An 18,813-nucleotide genomic window follows, 5' to 3' on the forward strand; every position below is an offset into this window, starting at 1 on the left:
TCAGGCTGGCTCGCCGATCCGGTCGATGCACTCGAGAACGAGGTCGAAGCGCGCCTTGAAGACCTCCCGCATGTCGTCGTGGGTGAAGATGTAGGGCAGGCCGCGGCGGATGCCGGAGAGGACGATCGGACCGATCTCGTCCGGAGCCATCCCGCCGCGGATGAAGGGCGAGAGCGCTTCGGAGACGCCGCCGGTCTGGTCACCGGCATTCCGGAGGCGGTCGGACGCCGTCAGGTTGGTGTCGATCGGGCCGGGGCAGAGGGTGGAGACGCCGATCCCGTCGGGCTCGAGGTCCATGCGCATGGCGTCGCCGTAGGCGACCACACCGAACTTGCTGACCGCGTAGGCGAGGCCCGCGTTGTGAGAGGTGAAGCCGCCGATGGATGCGGTGTTCACGACGTAGCCGCCCCGTCCCTGCTCGCGCAGCACGGCGGCGGCCTTCTGCCCGACGTGGAAGACGCCGTCCACGTTCACGTCCAGCACGAACTTCCAGTCGTCGAAGGTGCAGTCGCGCATCGCGCCGCCGAGATAGACCCCGGCGTTGTTGAAGACGAGATCGATCCCGCCGAACTCGGCCTTCGCGGCGTCGAAGAGTGCGTCCACCGAGGCGGGATCTCGCACGTCGGTCGCGACGGCAAGCGTTCGGGCACCGCGTTCCTCGAGATTCGCGGCGGCGGATCGGGCGTTGTCCGGATCGATGTCGGCGATCACGAGGTGGGTCCCCTCGCCGGTGAGCGCGCGAGCGATCCCGAGGCCGATTCCAGAAGCACCGCCGGTGATGATCGCGACCTTGTCCTTGAAATCCTGCATGGGGCCTCCGGAGCAGCCTGCGCGAGGCAGACGATGGTTGCGTCCGACGATACACGGTCGACGGGCGGGCGCCGGCGGCCGTTTTTCACCGCTGCGTGCGGCTGGTAGGCTCGGGGCTCCCGACCTGGAGGACCGAGTGAACGTGATGCCCGAGCCGACGTCCGGTGCCCCGAGACGCGTGGTCGCCTGTCTGATCTTGCTCGCGATCGGAACCGGTTGCGCTTCGGTCTCGCCCTGGAACCAGGGCTTCGTCGAGGTCGTGACCCCGAACTTCCGGGTGACGTCGAGCTTCGGTGAGGCCGCGGCGCGGTCGTTGGCCCTCGAGCTCGAGACCTTGCATGCCGGCACCCTCTACGCCCTCGGTCTGCCCCCGGACGGCCGGCTCCCGAATCGCACGCGCGTGGTCGCCTTCGACGATCGTGGCTTCGGGCGCCCCTTCGCGATCCGTGGCGAGCCGGCCTCGTGGATCCCCTCGGTCGACGCGCCCATCCTCATGATCCGGGCGCCGGGGAGCTTCGCCGAGCGGGTCACCGCCGACCTGCGCAATCGCTACGCCCGTCGCGTGCTCCGCGCGCTCTCCCGCGAACGCCCGCCGCTCTGGTATGCCGAGGGGCGTGGCTATCTGGCCAGCACGATCCGCGTCTCGGGCACCATCGCCGAGATCGGCCGACTCCATCCCGAGCATGCGCGCGCGATCATCGAGTGGAAGCGCAGCGATCTCGCGGACGTCTTCGACGTCACGCGCCTCGATGATCGATCGCGCGCGTCGCGCAGCGAGTTCGAGGCGGCGAGCTGGGCCCTCGTCCACACGATCCTCTTCGACGCGCCCCAGAAGCAGGCGGGGCGGCGGGCGCTCGAGCGGGTGCGCGTCGGCTTCGAGAGCGGCCGGACCGGACCTCTGGCCGACGCGATCGAGAAGCTGGGAACGCGGCGTGCGCTCGCGGAGCGTGTCTGGACCCATCTCGGCTCCGGGAAGCATCGGGTCGATCGCGTCCAGATCGCGGGTCCCGAGTCCGGCGAGATCGCTTCGAGAACGCTCTCGCCCCGGGAGGCCCACGTCGCCCTGGCGGAGCTGGCCCTCGACCTCGATCGACCCGCGCTCGCGCTCGAATACTTCGATCGCGCGCGCGAGGAAGCGCTGGGCGACGGCTCCGCGTCCCACCCCGACATCGAGCTGGGCCGCGCGCTGGCGCTGCTCCGACTCGGGCGGGCCGCGGAGGGTCGGGAGGCGCACGTCCAGCCTCGCCCGGACGCGTCCGTCGCGGCGCGGGCCGCCGAAGTCGAGCTCGAGCTGGCGCGCTCGAGCGGGGACGCTGGCGAACGGCAAGGGCACTTCGATCTCGCCCTGGCGCATCTCCGTGCGGCGAGCAGCGGGGAAGGAGAGGGCGTCGCGCGCGTGTGGCTCGCGCTGGCTCGCCTCATCGACGGCGAGATCCCGACCGGTCAGGGCGACACCCTGACGGCGGCGCGCTGTCTCGAGCTCGCCCGCGCGGAGGGGACCGGCGCGCTCGAGATCGATCTGGTCGACGCCGAGCTCCGGGCAGCGGACGGGCGCATGCGCGCCGCCGCCTTCGCGGCCCGCGAGGTCGTCTCGCGAAGCCACGATCCGATGCTCCGGAAGCGTGCGCGTCGCTATCTCGAGTCGGCGGACTGAACGCCGTCGGCGCCCGGGGTGTACCAGATCGGCGACGACCACGCCCGCTCCTGAGCCGTCCGCGGGATCTCCGGGTCGTCGCACGCCGCCGGCCGATCCGCCCCCGAGAGGTTCAGGCACGTGCGCGCGTACGCTCGACAGCTCGGGTTCTCGACGACCCGCGCGTAGTAGGCGGCCCGCTCGGTGGGGTCGAAGTCGGGATCGGTCCAGCGCGCGCAGAGCGCGGCGGCGCCCGCCCCGATCGGCTCGCAGGTTCGTGGGTCGACGGTCGCCCCGTTCGCATCGCCGGCGACGTCGATCACCCGTTGCACGGCGCGCCCGTCGGCGTCCGACGTGACCTTGATGACCTGCAGGCGCTGGAGGAGACCGCCCGGGTGTCCCTCGACGCCCGGGTCGGCGAGGGCGCTCGCGACGAAGTCCGGACCGCTTCGCGGAGCACGGGCCGGGAGGTCCGCGCCCATCGGAACGCCCGTCGCGTAGGCCCGCTTCGCCAGCTCCGGCTGGCTGCAGAGATCGCTCGGCAGGTCCCAGCCGCCGAAGAAACGGAGCTCGATCCGAGGGCCGCTCGTCGCGAAGGTCTCGCGCCGCTCGAGCGCGTCGAAGAGCGAGGAGCGGGTGTTCTCCTCGGCCCAGACGCCGGCGAGGCCGCCCGGGTTGTCGTTGCCGAAGCTGTTGGTTCGCTGGGGACGTGCAACACCGTCGCGGACCCAATCGTCGGCGTCCCCCGGGAGGCCCTCGTGGATGTCGGTCGACCCGATGAAGCCGACCTGGAAGGGGTTGGATCCGACCCGCTCGGCCTCGTGGAGGCCGCGGGCCACGGCGTAGCGCGCGAAGTCGCGACGCGTGAAGCAGCCACGGCCGAGGAGCGCGCCACCTCCGACGCCGTCGCCGCAGTCCGGGACGTCGCCTTCCCTCGGTCGTCGGTATTTCTCGAAGCCACACAGCTCGTCGGTCGCCCCGAGCACGCCGGCGAGTCCGTTCCGGCACTCCGAGTCGCCCTTGATCTGGAACATCTCGACGAGGGGCTCCATCCTTCGTCGCAGCAGCGTGTAGGCGCGCTGCTCCGCCGGCGTCCTGGTCCCCCCGTAGTCGAGGGAGAAGACGCGCCCGTTCGAGAGATTCGGGTTGTGCGGGATCGTGACGGCATCGCAGCCCGTGCCCGCGTCGACGCAGCTCTCCGCGAGCGACTGCCAGAGGCCGACGGCCTCCGGGGTGGTCCGCGAGGAGACGGGGAGGGCGGGGACGGTTTCGTTCCGGAAGATCACGTTGCGGTGGACCTTCGACATCTCCGGATTCGACGAGTACTCGTAAGCGACGAAGGTGCTGAACGCACAGGGCCGATCATGGCGCGCCGCTGCGTCCTGGATCTCCTGCCAGGCGGTGCGCATGCCTTCCATGCAGCGGGCGCCGCTCTCGACGCCGCCCGGGCCGCAAACGACCTCGCTGTCGAGGTCGTTCAGCAGGGCGACGATCTTCGCGACGCCGTCGGCGAGGTCGCCGACCGGGGCCCAGGGCGCACGGAAGCGGCGACAGATCTCGCTGTCGTAGGCGCCGCTGCCCGGCGTCGTGCAGACCCAGGGACCGCCGAGCATCTCGGCGTGATCGGTCACGGCAGCGAAGTCGAGCGGGCGCGGGATCGTGGCCTCGGCGGCGACGACGCCCGACTGCGTGATCACGCGCATGCCCGCGGGCCCGCGACCGCTCGCGAAGCGGTAGGCATCGTCCGGCCGCGTACGCGTCTGGAACACGTAGGCGTCGGAGGAGAGCGACGTGTGGACATGGAGGTCGCCGAAGAAGGCGCGTCGCTCGGGCGAATGATCGGCGCAGCGATCTCCCGCCGCGCTGCTCGGGGCCGCCGCCGCGACCGCGAGCAGCCCACAGGCGAGCGCCGAGCGGGCGCGCTTCGAACGGGGCGACGGGATCACGACGCGCGGGTCACGTCGATCAGGATGCCCGAGAGGTGTGACATGCCCGAGAGGGCTTCGACGTGCTCGAGCCCGTCGCCGGCGAGAAGGTTCGAGTTGACGCCCGGATGCTTCGCCGCGTGCGAGAGACCGTCGGCCTTCGCGTGTCCCCAACACTGCGGGATCGCGACCGTCCGCGGCATCATCTCGTCGCTCACCCGAACCGGGATTCGGATCCTGCCGTGATCCGATCGCACGTCGACGTCGTCGCCGTTCGAGACGCCGATCCGGGACGCATCCTCGGGATTCAGGTAGGCGTAGTTCGTGCTTTCGCGGACGAGGGCTTCGCTGTTGGAGGACGCCGTGTTCATTCGCTTGATCTGGCGCAGGCCGATCAGCTTGAGGCGGTCGCGGTTCGCGAGCTCCTCGGCGTAGAAGCGCTCGGTGTTCTCTTCGAAGGCCTCGACGACGGGCGTCGGCGCCAGGGCGACCTTCTTGTCCCGGGTCAGGACGCGGTCCGTTCCGAGGAAATTGTCGCCCTCGTTCTCCGGGAGGAGGAGGCCGTGCGGGTGATCCCTTCGCATCGCGGCGATCCCGGGCATCCCGGCCCCCTTGAGCATCCCGTCCATCAGGCGTTCGATGCCGGGAAGGATACGACGCAGCGGCGAGTAGAGGGCCTTCGCATAGGTCTTCGCGAGGGTGGAGAGGAGCTTCTTCCCGAAGAGGTCGACGCCGAGCTCGTCGGCCAGTCGCACGTAGATCCACCACTCCGGACGGACGTCCGGCGGCGCCTCGAGGACGGGATCGGCGTAGATGATGTAGGGCGTGGGACAGGTGCCGGCGAAGCTCTGGAGCGCATAGGGCATCTCGGGACGCTCCATCCACGTCTGCGCGGGAAGCACGTAGTCCGCCATCGAACCGACCTCGTTCCGGAAGAGATCGATCGTGACCAGGAGATCGAGGGAAGCGAAGGCTTCGTCGAGTCGGCCGTTCGGGTTGCTGCAGGCGAGGAGTGGATTGCTCGCTTCGACGATCATGGCGGTCACCCGCCCGGGCGCGTCGTTCAGGATGTCGTCCGCGAGCATGCCCGAGGGCTGGATCCCGGAGACCGTGGGCAGTCCGTCTTCGCGGTCGAAGGTCAGGCCGAGCTCGCCCATCGCTTCGCCCATGTCGATCAATCCGCTGCCGAGGAGGGTGCCGCCGCGGCGGTCGAGATTTCCGCTGATGGCGTTGATCGCCTCGAGGAGCCAGAAGCAGGGCGAGCCGCTGCGCCCCTGGTTCACGCCCGTGGCCATGTAGAGGGCGGCACCGCCCTGACCGTCCTCGCTTCGCCGGCTCGCCTCGGCGTGGGCGCGGACGAGATCCCGGAGCGTCTCGGCGGGAACACCGGTGACTTCTGCCTGTCGCTCCGCGGTCCAGGGCCCGACGGAGCGGGCGAGGGTCTCGAAGCCGGTCATGTGTGCCTCGACGCGCTCGCGATCGACGTGGCCGCCGCGGATCAGCTCGTTCGCGAAGGCCGCCAGGAAGTAGACGTCCGTGTCCGGTCGGATGAAGAGATGCTCGCCGGCGCGGGCGGTCTCGATCCTTCGCGGATTGACGAAGACGACGCGGCCGCCGCGTCGCGTGATCTCCGCGAAGCGTTCCTGCGCGCGCGGGAGGTGGTAGAGCGTGTTCCCGGAGATCGCGGGATTCCCGCCCAGGACCATCATGAACGACGCGCGCTCGACGTCCGGGTACATGAGGCGCATCGGTGCGCCGTACATCTCCCCGTTGACCCGGAACTTGTTCATCGTGTCGCAGGTCCCCGTTCCGTACATGCGTCGCGTTCCGAGCCCCTCGTAGAGGGCGGTCCGGAACATCGGGGACATCAGGATCGCGCCCCCCGCCGAGCCGACGAAGTGGGCGAAGGTCTCGGGGCCGTGGCGATCGATCTGCGTCCGGATCCGGTCGGCGATCTCGCGGATCGCCTGGTCCCAGGAGATCTCCTCCCACCGGTCGCCCGTCCGCTTCATCGGATGGAGCACGCGGTCCGGGCTGTGCTGGGTCGCGCCCCAGCGCGTGCCCTTCACGCAGGCGTAGCCCTTGCTGACCACGTGCTTCGGGTCGGGTCGGATGTCGACCACGCGGTTCTCGTCGACCTCGACGTCGACCTCCAGGCCGCAGGTGGCTTCGCAGACGCGGCAGAAAGTGATCTTCGTCTCGACGGCCATCGCGGGCTTCCCTCCGATCGCCCATGGTGGCCGGGCGACCCGTCCGAGCGTACCGGATTCGCGAGTGTGCGCGTGGCTCGATTTCCATAGACTGGGGAGCCCGCGACCCCGCTCTCCGGCGGTCGCCCACGAAAGGAAATGCGATGCGCGCAGCCGTGCTGACCGAGGTGAACAAGCCGCTCGAGATCCTCGACGTCGACGTGGACGGACCCCAGGCGAACGAGGTGCTGATCCGGACGGCGGCGGCCGGCGTCTGCCACAGCGACATGCACTTCCAGGAAGGGAAGTACCCGAGCGCGCTGCCGATCGTGCTGGGGCACGAGGGAGCCGGGGTCGTCGAGGCCGTCGGTTCGGACGTGTCCTACGTGCAGCCCGGCGATCACGTGATCACCTGCGTGTCGATGTCCTGCGGCGAGTGTCGGAACTGTCTGCGGGGCAAGCCCTACCTCTGCCCGCACGAGAACCTGGTGCGAACCCCGGACGCCCCGCCCCGTCTCTCCCATGGAGGAGAGGTCGTTCATCAGCTGACCGAGCTCTCCTGCTATGCCGAACAGATGCTGGTCCACGAGAAGGCGGTCGTGAAGGTGACGAAGGAATTGCCGCTGGACCGGGCGGCGCTGATCGGCTGCGCGGTCACGACCGGCGTCGGCGCGGCGCAGAACACGGCGAAGATCGGACCCGGCGACATCGTCGCGGTCGTCGGCTGCGGCGGGATCGGCCTGAACGCGATCCAGGGCGCTCGGCTCGCCGGCGCCGAGCGGGTCATCGCCGTCGACATGCTCGCCGACAAGCTCGAGCTCGCCCGGACCTTCGGCGCGACCGACACCGTCGATGCCAGCCAGGGAACCTCGGTGGCGGAGATCCTCGAGATGACCGGCGGCGGCGTCGACCACGCGATCGAGGCGGTCGGACTCAAGCAGACCGCCGAGGACTGCTTCAACATGCTCGCCAGCGGCGGGACGGCGACGGTGATCGGCATGATCCCGATCGGGACGACCGTCGAAGTCCAGGGCGTGGCCCTCCTCGCCGAGAAGAAGCTGCAAGGCTCGACGATGGGCTCGAACCGCTTCCGGATCGACATGCCGACCTACGCGAATCTCTACCTGCAGGGGCGGCTCAAGCTCGACGAGCTCGTCTCGCGGACGCTCCGCCTCGACGAGATCAACGCCGGATTCGAAGCGCTCCGGAAGGGCGAGGTGGCCCGCTCCGTGATCGCCTTCGACTAGCGGGATGGAGGAGGAAGCCGGCGAGGTTTCGCGGATGGCGCTTCGCGAGGACTGGCTCGCCTCGGTCGAGGAGGAGATCCTCGATCCAGAGCGACCGATCCTCGATCCCCACTTCCATCTCTTCGAAGAGAATCCGACCTTTCCGAGGTATGCCCTCGCCGATCTCCAGCGGGACACGTCGCGCCACGCCGTCACCGGCGCGATCTACATGGAGTGTGAGGAGGGCTATCGCCGGGACGGGCCCGAGCATCTCCGACCGGTCGGGGAGATCGAGCGGGTCGACCGACGCGCGCGGGAGGCGGCGGCTTCGCCGGACGGCGTCCAGATCGTCGGGATCGTCGGCGACGCGTGGCTGGTGAACGGGGCGGATCGCGTCGCGGAGACCCTCGACGCCCAGCTCGAGGCGAGTCCGCTCTTCCGGGGCGTGCGGGACATGGGCATCTGGGATCCGAGCCCGGAGATCGCACGGGTCGACTACGCGACCGACGGCGACTGGTACGGCGAGCCCGGGTTTCGCGCGGGCTTTGCGGAGATCGCGAAACGCAGCCTGGTCTTCGACGGCTACCAGTATCACACGCAGCTGCCTTCCCTCGCCGCGCTGGCGCGCGCGTTCCCGGAAACGACGATCGTCGTCGATCATCTCGGAGCGCCGCTCGGGGCGGGTCCCTACGCAGGGAAGGCGGAGGAAATCTTCCCGGATTGGCGGGCGAAGCTCGCAGCGATCGCGACGTGCCCGAACGTCGCGATCAAGCTCGGTGGGATGGCGATGCCGTGGAATGGCTTCGGCTGGGAGAGGCGGGCGAAGCCGCCGACCAGCGACGAGTTCGTCGCGACCTACGCGCGCTACTACGACCACGCGATCCAGACCTTCGGGCCGGATCGCTGTATGTTCGAGAGCAATTTTCCGGTCGACAAGCTCTCGCTCTCGTACGAGGTGCTCTGGAATGGCTTCAAGAAGCTCGCCGCCGGCTACTCCGACGACGAGAAGGACGCGCTCTTCGGCGGAACGGCGCGTCGTGTCTATCGGATCGGAGGCGAATAGGATGGGCAGCGCGCGTTCGCGACGCTGGATCGGCGCCGTGCTCGGCACACTCGTTCTCGGCTGCGCAGGGAGCGGAGCGACGCAGCGCGATCCTGATTCATCCGCGAGTCAGGAAGTCCAGATCGAGACCTCCAATCGCTACGCGAAGGTCACGCGTCTCGACGGTCGGGCGATGGACGACCGGAAGACTCGCTTCCCTCCCGGCAAGCATACGATCGACTTCGAGTGGCAATCTCGGCAGAAGCTCATCGGACCTCTTTCGCTGATGACGACGACGTGTCGGATCGAAGCAGACCTGGTCGCAGGTGAGAGGTACGTGTTCGATCCCAACCTCGAGCGCACCCGCCTCGAGCGAATGCCGACGCACGAGCGGCGTTGGACGCGATACCGCATCGCGCCCACCCTGCGTGCTTCGTCGACGGGCGAATCGCTCCCCGGCCTACAATGCGCACCCCTCTGCCGCGTGGCCTCCCGCCGTGGAACGAACACGGAGACGAGGAGCTGCAACGTCGTCGACGGAGCGGGGACCGACGAGTCGGTACCGCTGAGAGGGACTCCCGATTTCGAGCGCATCCAGAGAGGGGAGTCTCCGACTGCGATCGAGGATCGGGACTTCGCCGCAGAGGCCTTGGCGCGGGAAGCCGTCGAACGCGTCCGGGACTCCTGTCGCGAACCGGAGGGCGAGACGCGAAACGCGTGCCTCTTCAGGTCGATGCAATACATACCGTTTCGCGTAGGGCAGCGAGGGCTGTTGGTCTTCGTGCCCGGACGAGCATCGGACCCCGCGCCGGGTGCCTACCGTCGCGCGAGGGACGCGTGTACCTCTGATCTTTCCGGCCGCGAGCTCAAGGAGTGCCTCGCCGGGTTCGGATGGGAGCTGCTCCCGCCGCCCGACTGAGGCGATCGGCTCGAGCCTGAGTCGGCTAGTCTTGCGGCCTACGTGTTGGAGGATCCCTCATGACTGCCCCCCTCGCTGGAATCAAGGTCGTCGAGATCGCCAGCTTCGTCGCGGTCCCTGCCGCGGGAGCGCTGCTCGCCGACATGGGCGCCGAGGTCGTGAAGGTCGAGGTGCCGTGGGGGGAGGTCTACCGTCACGCTTCACCGAAGCTCGCCGGCTTCGACTCGGACTTTCCGGCGGGCGCCCCCTATCAGATGGACAACCGGGGGAAGCGCTCGCTCGGCCTCGACCTGGCGCTTCCCCAGGCGCAAGAGGCGCTCCGGAAGGTGATCGCCGGAGCCGACGTGGTGATCACGAACGTGCTGCCCGCGCGCCTCGAGAAGTACGGGCTCGATCCCGAGACGCTCCAGCGCGATCAGCCCTCGCTGATCTTCGCGCGGCTCTCCGGCTACGGGCCCGACGGTGATCGCGCGAACGATCCGGCCTTCGACTACACGGCCTTCTGGTCCCTCTCCGGGCTGATGGATCATCTCCGGGACCTCGATGCGCCGCCCGGCTGGATGCGTCCGGGGGTCGGCGACCACTCGGCCGCGATGGCGATGGTCACCGGGATCCTCGGCGCGCTTCGCGTACGCGATCAGGGTGGGGACGGACAGGTGATCGACGTCGCGCTCCAACAGATCGGGTACTACATCAACGGCAACGACGCGGCGAACGCTCTCGCGACGGGGGAGACACCTCCCCGGCACGACCGAAAGGAGCCGCGCAATCCGCTCTGGAACCACTACGAGACCCGGGACGGGCGCTGGCTCTTCCTCGTGATGATCGAGGCCGACCGCTACTGGCCGACGTTCACGAAGCTGATCGAGCGACCGGATCTCGCCGCCGACGAGCGCTTCGCGAACGCAGGCGAGCGCTTCCGGAACAGCCGGGCGCTGGTCGAACTCCTCGACGCGCTCTTCAAGGAGCGGAGCCTGGCGGAGTGGGAGGACGTCCTGAACGGGGGACGGCTCATCTGGGCGCCGGTCCGGACCCTGGCCGAGGCGATCCAGGACGAGAACGCGAACGCGACCGGAATGTTCGCGACGGTCGACCACCCCGAGTTCGGGAAGTTCAAGACCGTCGCCCCGCCATTCCGGATGTCGGGACATGCCATGACCGGGGACGCGCCGGCGCCGCTCCTCGCGGTTGACACGGCCGACGTCCTCGGCGAGGCCGGCGTCGACGACGAGACGATCGCGCTGATCGTCTCGTCGTCGAGCTAGGCGGAGGCGCATCGTGGCAGTAGCGGCACAGCTCGCGGTCGAGACGGTCGCGCTGGACCATGACATCGTGATCGTCGGCTCCGGCTTCTCGGGGATCGGCGCCGCCGTCGAACTCCAGCGCCGCGGATTCCACGACTACGTGATCCTCGAGAAGTCGGAAGAGATCGGCGGGACCTGGCGCGATGCGACCTATCCGGGCCTCGAAGTCGACATGCCGTCGTTCATCTACTCCTATCCGTTCGCGATGAGCGCCGACTGGGACCACGTCTATCCGCGCGGCAAGCAGATCCTCGAGTACACGCTGTCGACCGCCGAGCGCTTCGGCATCGACGCCCACGTCCGGACCGGGTGTCCCGTCCGGCGTTCGAGCTGGGACGACGAAGAGGGCGTCTGGACCACGGAGCTCCAGGACGGCGAACGGATCCGGTCGCGCTATCTCGTCAGCGCTTCGGGGCTGCTCGTCGATCCACAGCTCCCCGACATCCCGGGAATCGACACCTTCGCGGGATCCGTCATCCACACCGGACGCTGGGACCACGATGTCGCGCTGAAGGACGAGCGGGTGGGGGTGATCGGAACGGGCGCGAGCGCGATCCAGGTCGTGCCCGCGATCGTCGACGACGTGTCTGCGCTCTCGATCTTCCAGCGCACGCCGATCTGGCTCATGTCGAAGCCCGACGCCGAGATCTCCGATCGGACGAAGCGCCTCTTCGCCCGGCTGCCCTTCCTCCAGCGGCTCGCGCGCTGGGCGCTCTTCGCGATCGTCGAGCTGACCCTCGGCCCCGGCTTCATCCACTACAAGAAGTTCCCCTTCCTGCTCGAGCGTCTCGAGCGGAGTCTCGTCGAATGGATGCGGTCCCAGGTCGATGATCCCGAGATCCAGGAGAAGCTGATCCCCGACTACAACTTCTTCTGCAAGCGGCCGAGTTTCTCCAATACCTACTACCCTTGCTTCAATCGCGAGCACGTCGAGCTCGTCACCGATCCGATCGAGAAGATCGAGTCCGCCGGGATCCGGACGGCGGATGGTCGCCTCCACGAGTTCGACGTCCTCGTCTGCGCGACCGGCTACAGCGTCTTCGATCCGAGCTGCATGCCGAACTTCGAGATCCTCGGGCGGGGAGAGCGCTCCCTCGGAGAGGAGTGGGCACGGGACCGATACCGCGCCTACGAGGGCGCGACGGTTCCCGGCTACCCGAATTTCTTCCTCTTCATGGGGCCGTACTCGGCGGCGGGGGCGTCGTACTTCACGATGATCGACACCCAGAGCCGGCACATGAGTCGGGTACTCGTCGAGGCGCGGCGTCGGGGGGCGTCACGGGTGGAGGTGCGCGAAGAGGCGTTCCGCGCGGACTTCCGGCGCGTCGAGCAGCGACGCGCGGACACGCTGCCGTTCGCGGGGAACTGTGATTCGTCGAACAGCTACTACTTCGACGCACACGGAGACACGCCCGGACTCCGCCCGGTAACGGGCGGGCAGCACTGGCTGCGCAGCCGGACGTTCCCGCTTCGGGACTACCGTTTCGGCTGACGGCCGACGTCCTAAGGCGCGAGACGTGGGCCGTAGAATGCACCCGGCACGCATCCTGCGAGGCCGGTCTGCATGCCGACTCCGCCCTTCCTGCGCCGCCCACCTCACTGCCCCAACCTCGACTGCGATTTCCATGCAGATCCAACCGGTTGGCGCTTTCAGAAGAAAGGCTTCTACGAACGAGAGGCCCGGCCGCGCCGGATCCAGCGGTACCGCTGTACCCGTTGCGGCCGCTACTTCAGTTCACAGACCTTCTCTCCGTCCTACTGGCTGAGGCGCGGCGATCTCCTCGAGGACGTGTTCCACCTCTTAGTGAGTTGCGCGGGCTTCCGCCAGATCGCCCGAGCCAAGCGCGTCTCGCACTCGACGGTTCGGCGTCTGAGTGATCGCTTGGGCCGGCACTGTCTTCTGTTCCACGAGGCCATGAGGCCGAGGATGTGTCCCAACGAGCCTCTCGTCCTGGACGGCTTCCGGACCTTCGAGCACAGCCAGTACTGGCCGATGGACTTGAATCTGGTCGTGGGAAGAAGCCTTTTCGTCTACGGCTTCAACGATGCCGAGCTCAGGCGAAGCGGTACGATGAGGCCCGCCCAGGCCGTGAAACGGCAGATCCTGGAACGAAAGTTTGGGAGACCGGACCCGCAGGCGACGCGGAAGAGAACCGAAGAGCTGCTTCGCAGAGTGGTTCCGCCCGGCGGCGTGGTCGAGCTCCGGAGCGACGAGCACCAGGCCTACCCACGGGCGATGGCGGGGCTCACGGATAGGACGTTCGTTCATGGTCAGACGAGTTCGAAGGAAGCGCGGACGCCGGAGAATCCGCTCTTCCCCGTAAACCTGTCGGACATGCTGATTCGGCACTCGAGTGCGAACCACAAGCGGGAGACGATCGCGTTCTCTAAACGGAGACAATCCGCTCTCTATCGCCTGGCGATCTGGGTGGTGTGGCGGAACTACCTGAAGGATCGATCAGAGAACCGTCGGAGGGGGACGCCGGCGCAGACGCTGGGAATCACCAAGAGGGTGATGGATCTGAAGGACGTCCTTCGTGGGCGTCTCTTCGCCAGCCGGATCCCGTCGGTTCGGGGCTGGCTGGCGGAGTGTTACTTCGGTCGGATCCGGACGCGGGCGATCGAGAGCTGCGTCGAGCATCGGGCGAGGTTCGCGATCTAGCGAGCACGGGCACGCGGAGCATTCTTCGGGAGGAACACGCCCGAAAGAGGCGCAATCCTCGGTCCACGTCCTAAGGCGCGAAGTTGAAGAGCGGGAAGACGGGAAGGAACCCCTCGTCGTTGAAGTTGAGGACGCCGAGCTGGAGTCCCTTCATCGACTTCGCCCGGTTCAGCACGCCGAGCTGCAGTCCATACCCGTGGTCGACGCCGTTCGCGACTCCGAGCTGGACGCCCTGCATCTTTCCGAGCACCTGGTTGCCGATCCCCGCCTGCACGCCCTTGAGCGCGTAGGCGTCGGAGAAGAAGCCGGTGTCGAGGCCGTAGACCTTCTTCTGGGTCCCGTAGAAGAGCGACAGGCGCCAGCCGTAGACCTTCGTCTCCTTATGGAAGAGCTGGACGCCCCCCGGCGACACGGCCAGCTGGAAGGGCGTCATCGCCGTCTTGATGAAGCCCTTCGGCCCGCCGGCTGCGGCGGACGGCCCGCCGAGGGCGAGGATCCCCAGGATCGCGAGGAGCGGAATCGCCCGGCGCGAGAGTGCCCTACGTCGCATCGTTTCGGTCCCCCTTCCAGCAGGTCCGGGTTCTACGGCCCGCTGAACGCGAACCCCTCGTAGCCGCCTTCCTCCTCGAGGAAGCGCTTCTTGGGGTCGTAGTCGCTCGCACCGTCCTCGACCCAGCGCTGGAGCTCCGCGCGGCCGACGACGAACCAGTGGACCTCGTCCGGGCCGTCCGCGAGTCGGAGCGTGCGCTGGCTCGCGTAGAGCCGGGTGAGCGGCGTCCACTGGGAGACGCCGGTCGCGCCGTGGATCTGGATCGCTTCGTCGATGATCTCGCACACGCGGATCGGGACCATCGCCTTGACGGCGCTGACCCAGACCCGGGCCTGGGCGTTACCGAGCACGTCCATCGCCTTCGCGGCCTTGAGCACCATCATGCGCATCGACTCGATCTCGATCCGCGCCTTGGCGATCACCTCGGTGTTCTTGCCCAGATTCGCGAGCTGTTTGCCGAACGCGTTCCGGGTCAGCGCGCGCTTCGCGAGCATCTCGATCGCCCGCTCCGCCGCGCCGATCGAGCGCATGCAGTGGTGGATCCGGCCCGGGCCGAGACGCACCTGCGAGATCTCGAAGCCGCGGCCCTCGCCGAGGAGGATGTTCTCCTTCGGGACGCGGCAGTCGGTGAAGCGGATGTGCATGTGGCCGTGGGGCGCGTCGTCGTTCCCGAAGACGTGCATCGGGCCGAGCACCTCGTAGCCGGGCGTGTCCGTCGGCACGAGGATCTGCGACTGCTGGAGGTGCGGCGGCGCGTCCGGGCTCGTCTTGACCATCACGATCATGATCTTGCAGCGCGGATCGCCGGCGCCCGAGATGTAGTACTTCTCGCCGTTGAGCACCCACTCGTCGCCGACGAGCTCGGCGCGACAGGAGATGTTCTTGGCGTCGGAGCTCGGAATGTCCGGCTCGGTCATGGCGTAGGCGGAGCGGATCTGGCCGGCGAGGAGCGGCTCGAGCCACTCCTTCTTCTGCTCCTCGGTTCCGACGCGCTCGAGCACCTCCATGTTGCCCGTGTCCGGCGCGGAGCAATTGAAGCACTCGCTCGCGATCGGATTCTTGCCGAGCTCGGCGGCGATGTAGGCGTAGTCGAGGTTGCTCAGGCCCTCGCCCGATTCCGCGTCGGGCAGGAAGAAGTTCCAGAGCCCCTGGTCCTTGGCCTTCTGCTTGAGGCCGTCGAGGATCTCGAGCTGCTGGGGGTGGTAGCCCCAGTGGTCCTCGCGCTGATCACCGAGCTGGTGGTACTTCTGGGTGACCGGGTCGATCTCCTCGCGCACGAACTTCGTCACGGCGTCGAAGAGGGGGCGGCTCGCCTCCGACATGCGGAGGTCGTACATCTCGGGGGTGGATTCCATTCCGGGCATGGCGGGTCCTTTCTCGGTTCTCGCGGCCGAGGCGCATGATGGCACACCGCGTGTCAGAAGATCAGGCGCCCCTTGCGACTCGTCGTCCAGCGCCGCCGGACCGTGCCCCGCGCGCCTCGAAGCCGCATACTCCGACCATGTCGATCCTCGGCGACGCTCGCTTCTACGTGCAGTTCCTGCGCGATCCGGTCGACTGCCTGATCCGACTCGACCGGGAGCCGGGCGCCAAGCGAAACTTCGTACGGAAGGGGCGACAGGTCGCGTTCCTCCTCGGACGACGCGAGAACGAGGCGATCCTGGGCGACCCGGACACGTTCCACGTCCTGCCGATCACGCTGCCCGGGCCCGAGGGCTCCGCCCAGCGGCGGATCGGCGAAGGGCTCGTGAACCTCAACGGACCGATCCACAAGCGCCACCGGAGCCTGCTCGTCCCGCCCCTCGCCGGGTCGGCCCTCGACGCGTACCACGCTCCGGTCGTGGCGGCGGTGGACGCAATGCTCGCCGGCTGGCGCGCCGGGGAGACCCGGGATCTCCTCGACGACATGAACCGGCTCGCGATTCGCGTGAGCAGCGCGACGCTCTTCGCGATGGACGACGCCGCCGAGGCGGATCGGGTCGCGGCGACGATCGACCGCTGGTTCAAGATGAACACGGCCCTCGGCGTTCGACTCTTCCAGCGGGATCTGCCCGGCACGCCCTACGCACGGATGCTGCGAGCGGCAGAAGAGGTCGAGGCGACGATGCTCGCGCTGGTGGCGAAGCGCCGGGCGGAAGGTGCGGCGGGGGAGGACATCCTCTCCCGTCTGATCCGGGCGAAGGACGAGGTGGGCGCGCCGATCGGCGACGCGGAGCTGGTGGGCGAGTCGACGATCGCGTTCATCGCCAGCCACGAGACGACGTCGAAGGCCCTCGCCTGGACGCTGTTCCTGGTGGCGCAGCATCCGGCGGAGGCGCGGCGCCTCGTCGACGAGATCCGGCGGGTCGTGGGCGACGGCGCCCCCTCGGTCGAGGACCTCGGGCGCCTGCCGGCGCTCGATCGCGCGCTCAAGGAGAGCCTGCGGATCCTCCCGCCCGTCGCGTTCAACGTGCGTCGCGCGAACCGGGACACCGAGGTCCTCGGGCAGACCCTGCCGGTCGGCTCGACCGCGGTCTTCAGCCACTACATCACGCACCACGACCCGGCGATCTATCCGGAGCCCGAGCGCTTCCGCCCCGATCGCTGGGAGGGGCTCAAGCCGACCCAGTACGAGTACCTGCCCTTCAGCGCCGGTCCGCGTCGCTGTATCGGCGAGGGCTTCACGACGCGGATGCAGAAGATCACGCTGATCCGGCTGCTCCAGCGCTTCCGCTTCACCGTCGTCGCCGGCAGCCGCTTCGATCGCCACCAGGCGGTCACCGTCGCGCCCCGCGAAGGCGTCCCCGTCACCCTCCACCCCCCGGACGGCGCCTTCGAGCGCGTCCCGGTGGCGGGCGCGATCCACCAGATGGTGAAGCTCGACTGACCGTCGGCGCCGGCCCCCCGTCCCCGTTCCCACCCCCGTCAGGATCGTCCGGCGAAGAAGGTGCGCAGGTCGTCGACGAGGAGTGCCGGCTGCTCCGCGGGGGCGAAGTGGCCTCCCCGCGGCATCACTGTCCAGTGCTCGATATTCGCGTGTCGCGCCGCGATCCGTCTCGGCACGAGGATCGTCTCCTTCGGGAAGACACCGATCCCGGTCGGTGCCTCGCAGGGGGGCTGGCGATCGTGGACGGGCTGCCAGGGGTGGTGGGCCGTCTCCCAGTAGAAGCGGAGGCTCGACGTGATCGTGCCGGTCAGCCAGTAGATCGAGATCGTGGTGAGGAGGTCGTCCTTCGAGAAACAGTTCTCGACGTCGCCGTCGCAGTCGCTCCAGGCACGACGGCGCTCGAGGATCCAGGCCGCGAGACCGGCCGGAGAGTCCGAGAGCGCATAGCCCAGGGTCTGCGGATCGAGGGAATGGACCGCCATGTGCGAGGTGATCGTCGACTTCATGGACACGTGATGGTCCCACCATCCCGTTTCGTCCGCTGCGTAGTCTTCTTCGCGCAGGGCTTCGTAGTCGAGGCCGAGATAGCCGGGCAGGCTCTCGTAGACCGCGATCAGGTGGTCGGCGAACCGGTGACCCATCGCGGCGGTCACGAGGGCGCCCCAGTCACCGCCATAGGCCGCATAGCGTTCGAAGCCGAGCGTCTCGCGCATCAACCGGTCCCACAGGACGGCGGTCTCGGGATAGCCGATCCCGGTCCGGGTGAGCGGGGACGAGAAGCCGAAGCCCGGAAGCGACGGCACGATCAGCTCGAAGGCCGGGGCGTCCGGGCGAGCGTGGGCGTCCGGGTCCGAGAGCGGCCCGAGGACGTGCTGAAAGTCCCAGAACGTCCACGGCCAGCCGTGGGTCATGATCAGCGGGATCGCGTCGGCCCGCGGCGACGGGACACGCAGGAAGTGGATCGGCGCGTCGTCGATCGTCGTTCGGAAATGCGCGTACCGATTCATGGCGGCTTCGTGGGCGCGCCAGTCGTACCCGTTCCGCCAATGGTCGAGCAGGGACGCGAGGTAGGTCCGTTCGGTCCCGTAGCGCCAGTCTTCGTTCGACGGGTCCGCGGGGAGGACGGCCCGATCGAGGCGTGCACGGAGATCTTCGAGCGAGGCATCGGGAATCGCGATCTCGAAAGCTTCCATGCCGGCCAGTATGGACCGATGCGCGCGAAGGCGCCCCCGGCTCGGCCGCGACGGCGCGGGCCGGATATGACATCCTCGGCGCCCATGAGCCAACCGACTTCCGATTTCAACGGCTTCGTGGGCATCGCGTTCGACCGCGCCGAGGAGGGGATCTGCGAGATGACCCTCGACGTCGACGACCGCCATCTGTCGATCGCCGAGCGCGTCCACGGCGGCGTCTTCTTCACGATGATCGACACGGCGATGGGCCGCTCGGTCATCTCGACGCTCCCAGCGGGTCGGGGCTGCGCGACCATCGAGGCAAAGATCAACTACTTCCGCCCGGTCCAGCAGGGTCGCGTTCGCGTCGTCGCGCGATGCGTCAACACGTCGCGCCGCACGGCCTACGCGGAGGCCGAGATCCGGGACGACGAGGACCGCCTGATCTGCAAGGCCACGGGCACGTTCATGCTGACCGAGACCATGGCTCAGAAGGAACGCGAACGGTTCTGAGG

The 18,813-nt window shown here is 68.4% G+C and carries 15 protein-coding genes; 9 read left to right on the forward strand and 6 right to left on the reverse strand.

The window, feature by feature from the left end:
- Window positions 1-810, reverse strand: coding sequence for an SDR family oxidoreductase (locus tag NXI30_18375; protein MCR9096197.1), 810 nt, complete (start codon window positions 808-810; stop codon window positions 1-3).
- A gap of 145 nt (window positions 811-955) precedes the next feature.
- Between NXI30_18375 and NXI30_18380 the strand changes: the two genes are divergently transcribed.
- The gene (locus tag NXI30_18380) at window positions 956-2,464 is read left to right on the forward strand and encodes a hypothetical protein (GenBank protein ID MCR9096198.1); all 1,509 of its coding nucleotides are present in this window, start codon (window positions 956-958) and stop codon (window positions 2,462-2,464) included.
- On the opposite strand, the gene NXI30_18385 is transcribed toward NXI30_18380, so the two are convergent.
- Both NXI30_18385 and NXI30_18390 read right to left on the reverse strand, forming a co-directional pair.
- Entirely contained in the window at window positions 2,443-4,389 is a 1,947-nt protein-coding gene (locus tag NXI30_18385) for a DUF3604 domain-containing protein (protein ID MCR9096199.1), read from the reverse strand. The genes NXI30_18380 and NXI30_18385 overlap by 22 nt on opposite strands.
- Window positions 4,386-6,578 (reverse strand): molybdopterin-dependent oxidoreductase, encoded by a 2,193-nt coding sequence (locus tag NXI30_18390; protein MCR9096200.1) that lies wholly within the window; start codon window positions 6,576-6,578, stop codon window positions 4,386-4,388. Before NXI30_18390 ends, NXI30_18385 begins: the two co-directional genes overlap by 4 nt.
- A 143-nt stretch (window positions 6,579-6,721) precedes the next feature.
- Between NXI30_18390 and NXI30_18395 the strand changes: the two genes are divergently transcribed.
- The 6 genes from NXI30_18395 to NXI30_18420 all read left to right on the forward strand — a co-directional run bounded on the left by NXI30_18395 (window position 6,722) and on the right by NXI30_18420 (window position 13,710).
- On the forward strand, window positions 6,722-7,804 hold the full coding sequence (locus tag NXI30_18395; GenBank protein ID MCR9096201.1) for a Zn-dependent alcohol dehydrogenase: 1,083 nt from the start codon (window positions 6,722-6,724) through the stop codon (window positions 7,802-7,804).
- Window positions 7,805-7,808: 4 nt separating this feature from the next.
- Window positions 7,809-8,846 carry an amidohydrolase family protein gene (locus tag NXI30_18400; protein MCR9096202.1) on the forward strand — a complete coding sequence of 346 codons (1,038 nt, stop codon included), beginning with the start codon at window positions 7,809-7,811 and terminating at the stop codon, window positions 8,844-8,846.
- Between the two features lie 172 nt (window positions 8,847-9,018).
- The gene (locus NXI30_18405; protein MCR9096203.1) at window positions 9,019-9,744 is read left to right on the forward strand and encodes a hypothetical protein; all 726 of its coding nucleotides are present in this window, start codon (window positions 9,019-9,021) and stop codon (window positions 9,742-9,744) included.
- 59 nt (window positions 9,745-9,803) lie between these two features.
- Complete coding sequence (locus tag NXI30_18410) at window positions 9,804-11,009, forward strand: CoA transferase (GenBank protein ID MCR9096204.1); 1,206 nt, start codon at window positions 9,804-9,806, stop codon at window positions 11,007-11,009.
- A 13-nt stretch (window positions 11,010-11,022) separates the two neighbouring features.
- Entirely contained in the window at window positions 11,023-12,540 is a 1,518-nt protein-coding gene (locus NXI30_18415) for an NAD(P)/FAD-dependent oxidoreductase (protein MCR9096205.1), read from the forward strand.
- A 435-nt stretch (window positions 12,541-12,975) separates the two neighbouring features.
- Entirely contained in the window at window positions 12,976-13,710 is a 735-nt protein-coding gene (locus NXI30_18420) for a hypothetical protein (GenBank protein ID MCR9096206.1), read from the forward strand.
- 70 nt (window positions 13,711-13,780) lie between these two features.
- On the opposite strand, the gene NXI30_18425 is transcribed toward NXI30_18420, so the two are convergent.
- Both NXI30_18425 and NXI30_18430 read right to left on the reverse strand, forming a co-directional pair.
- Window positions 13,781-14,260 carry a hypothetical protein gene (locus NXI30_18425; GenBank protein ID MCR9096207.1) on the reverse strand — a complete coding sequence of 160 codons (480 nt, stop codon included), beginning with the start codon at window positions 14,258-14,260 and terminating at the stop codon, window positions 13,781-13,783.
- Between the two features lie 32 nt (window positions 14,261-14,292).
- The gene (locus tag NXI30_18430) at window positions 14,293-15,624 is read right to left on the reverse strand and encodes an acyl-CoA dehydrogenase family protein (protein MCR9096208.1); all 1,332 of its coding nucleotides are present in this window, start codon (window positions 15,622-15,624) and stop codon (window positions 14,293-14,295) included.
- 137 nt (window positions 15,625-15,761) lie between these two features.
- Between NXI30_18430 and NXI30_18435 the strand changes: the two genes are divergently transcribed.
- Complete coding sequence (locus NXI30_18435) at window positions 15,762-17,126, forward strand: cytochrome P450 (protein ID MCR9096209.1); 1,365 nt, start codon at window positions 15,762-15,764, stop codon at window positions 17,124-17,126.
- A 38-nt stretch (window positions 17,127-17,164) separates the two neighbouring features.
- On the opposite strand, the gene NXI30_18440 is transcribed toward NXI30_18435, so the two are convergent.
- The gene (locus tag NXI30_18440) at window positions 17,165-18,319 is read right to left on the reverse strand and encodes an epoxide hydrolase (protein MCR9096210.1); all 1,155 of its coding nucleotides are present in this window, start codon (window positions 18,317-18,319) and stop codon (window positions 17,165-17,167) included.
- A gap of 84 nt (window positions 18,320-18,403) precedes the next feature.
- Between NXI30_18440 and NXI30_18445 the strand changes: the two genes are divergently transcribed.
- Window positions 18,404-18,811, forward strand: coding sequence for a PaaI family thioesterase (locus tag NXI30_18445; GenBank protein MCR9096211.1), 408 nt, complete (start codon window positions 18,404-18,406; stop codon window positions 18,809-18,811).
- Window positions 18,812-18,813: the final 2 nt, after the last annotated feature.

It is taken from the genome of bacterium, from assembly GCA_024742285.1.
Lineage (GTDB): Bacteria > Myxococcota_A > UBA9160 > UBA9160 > UBA4427 > UBA4427.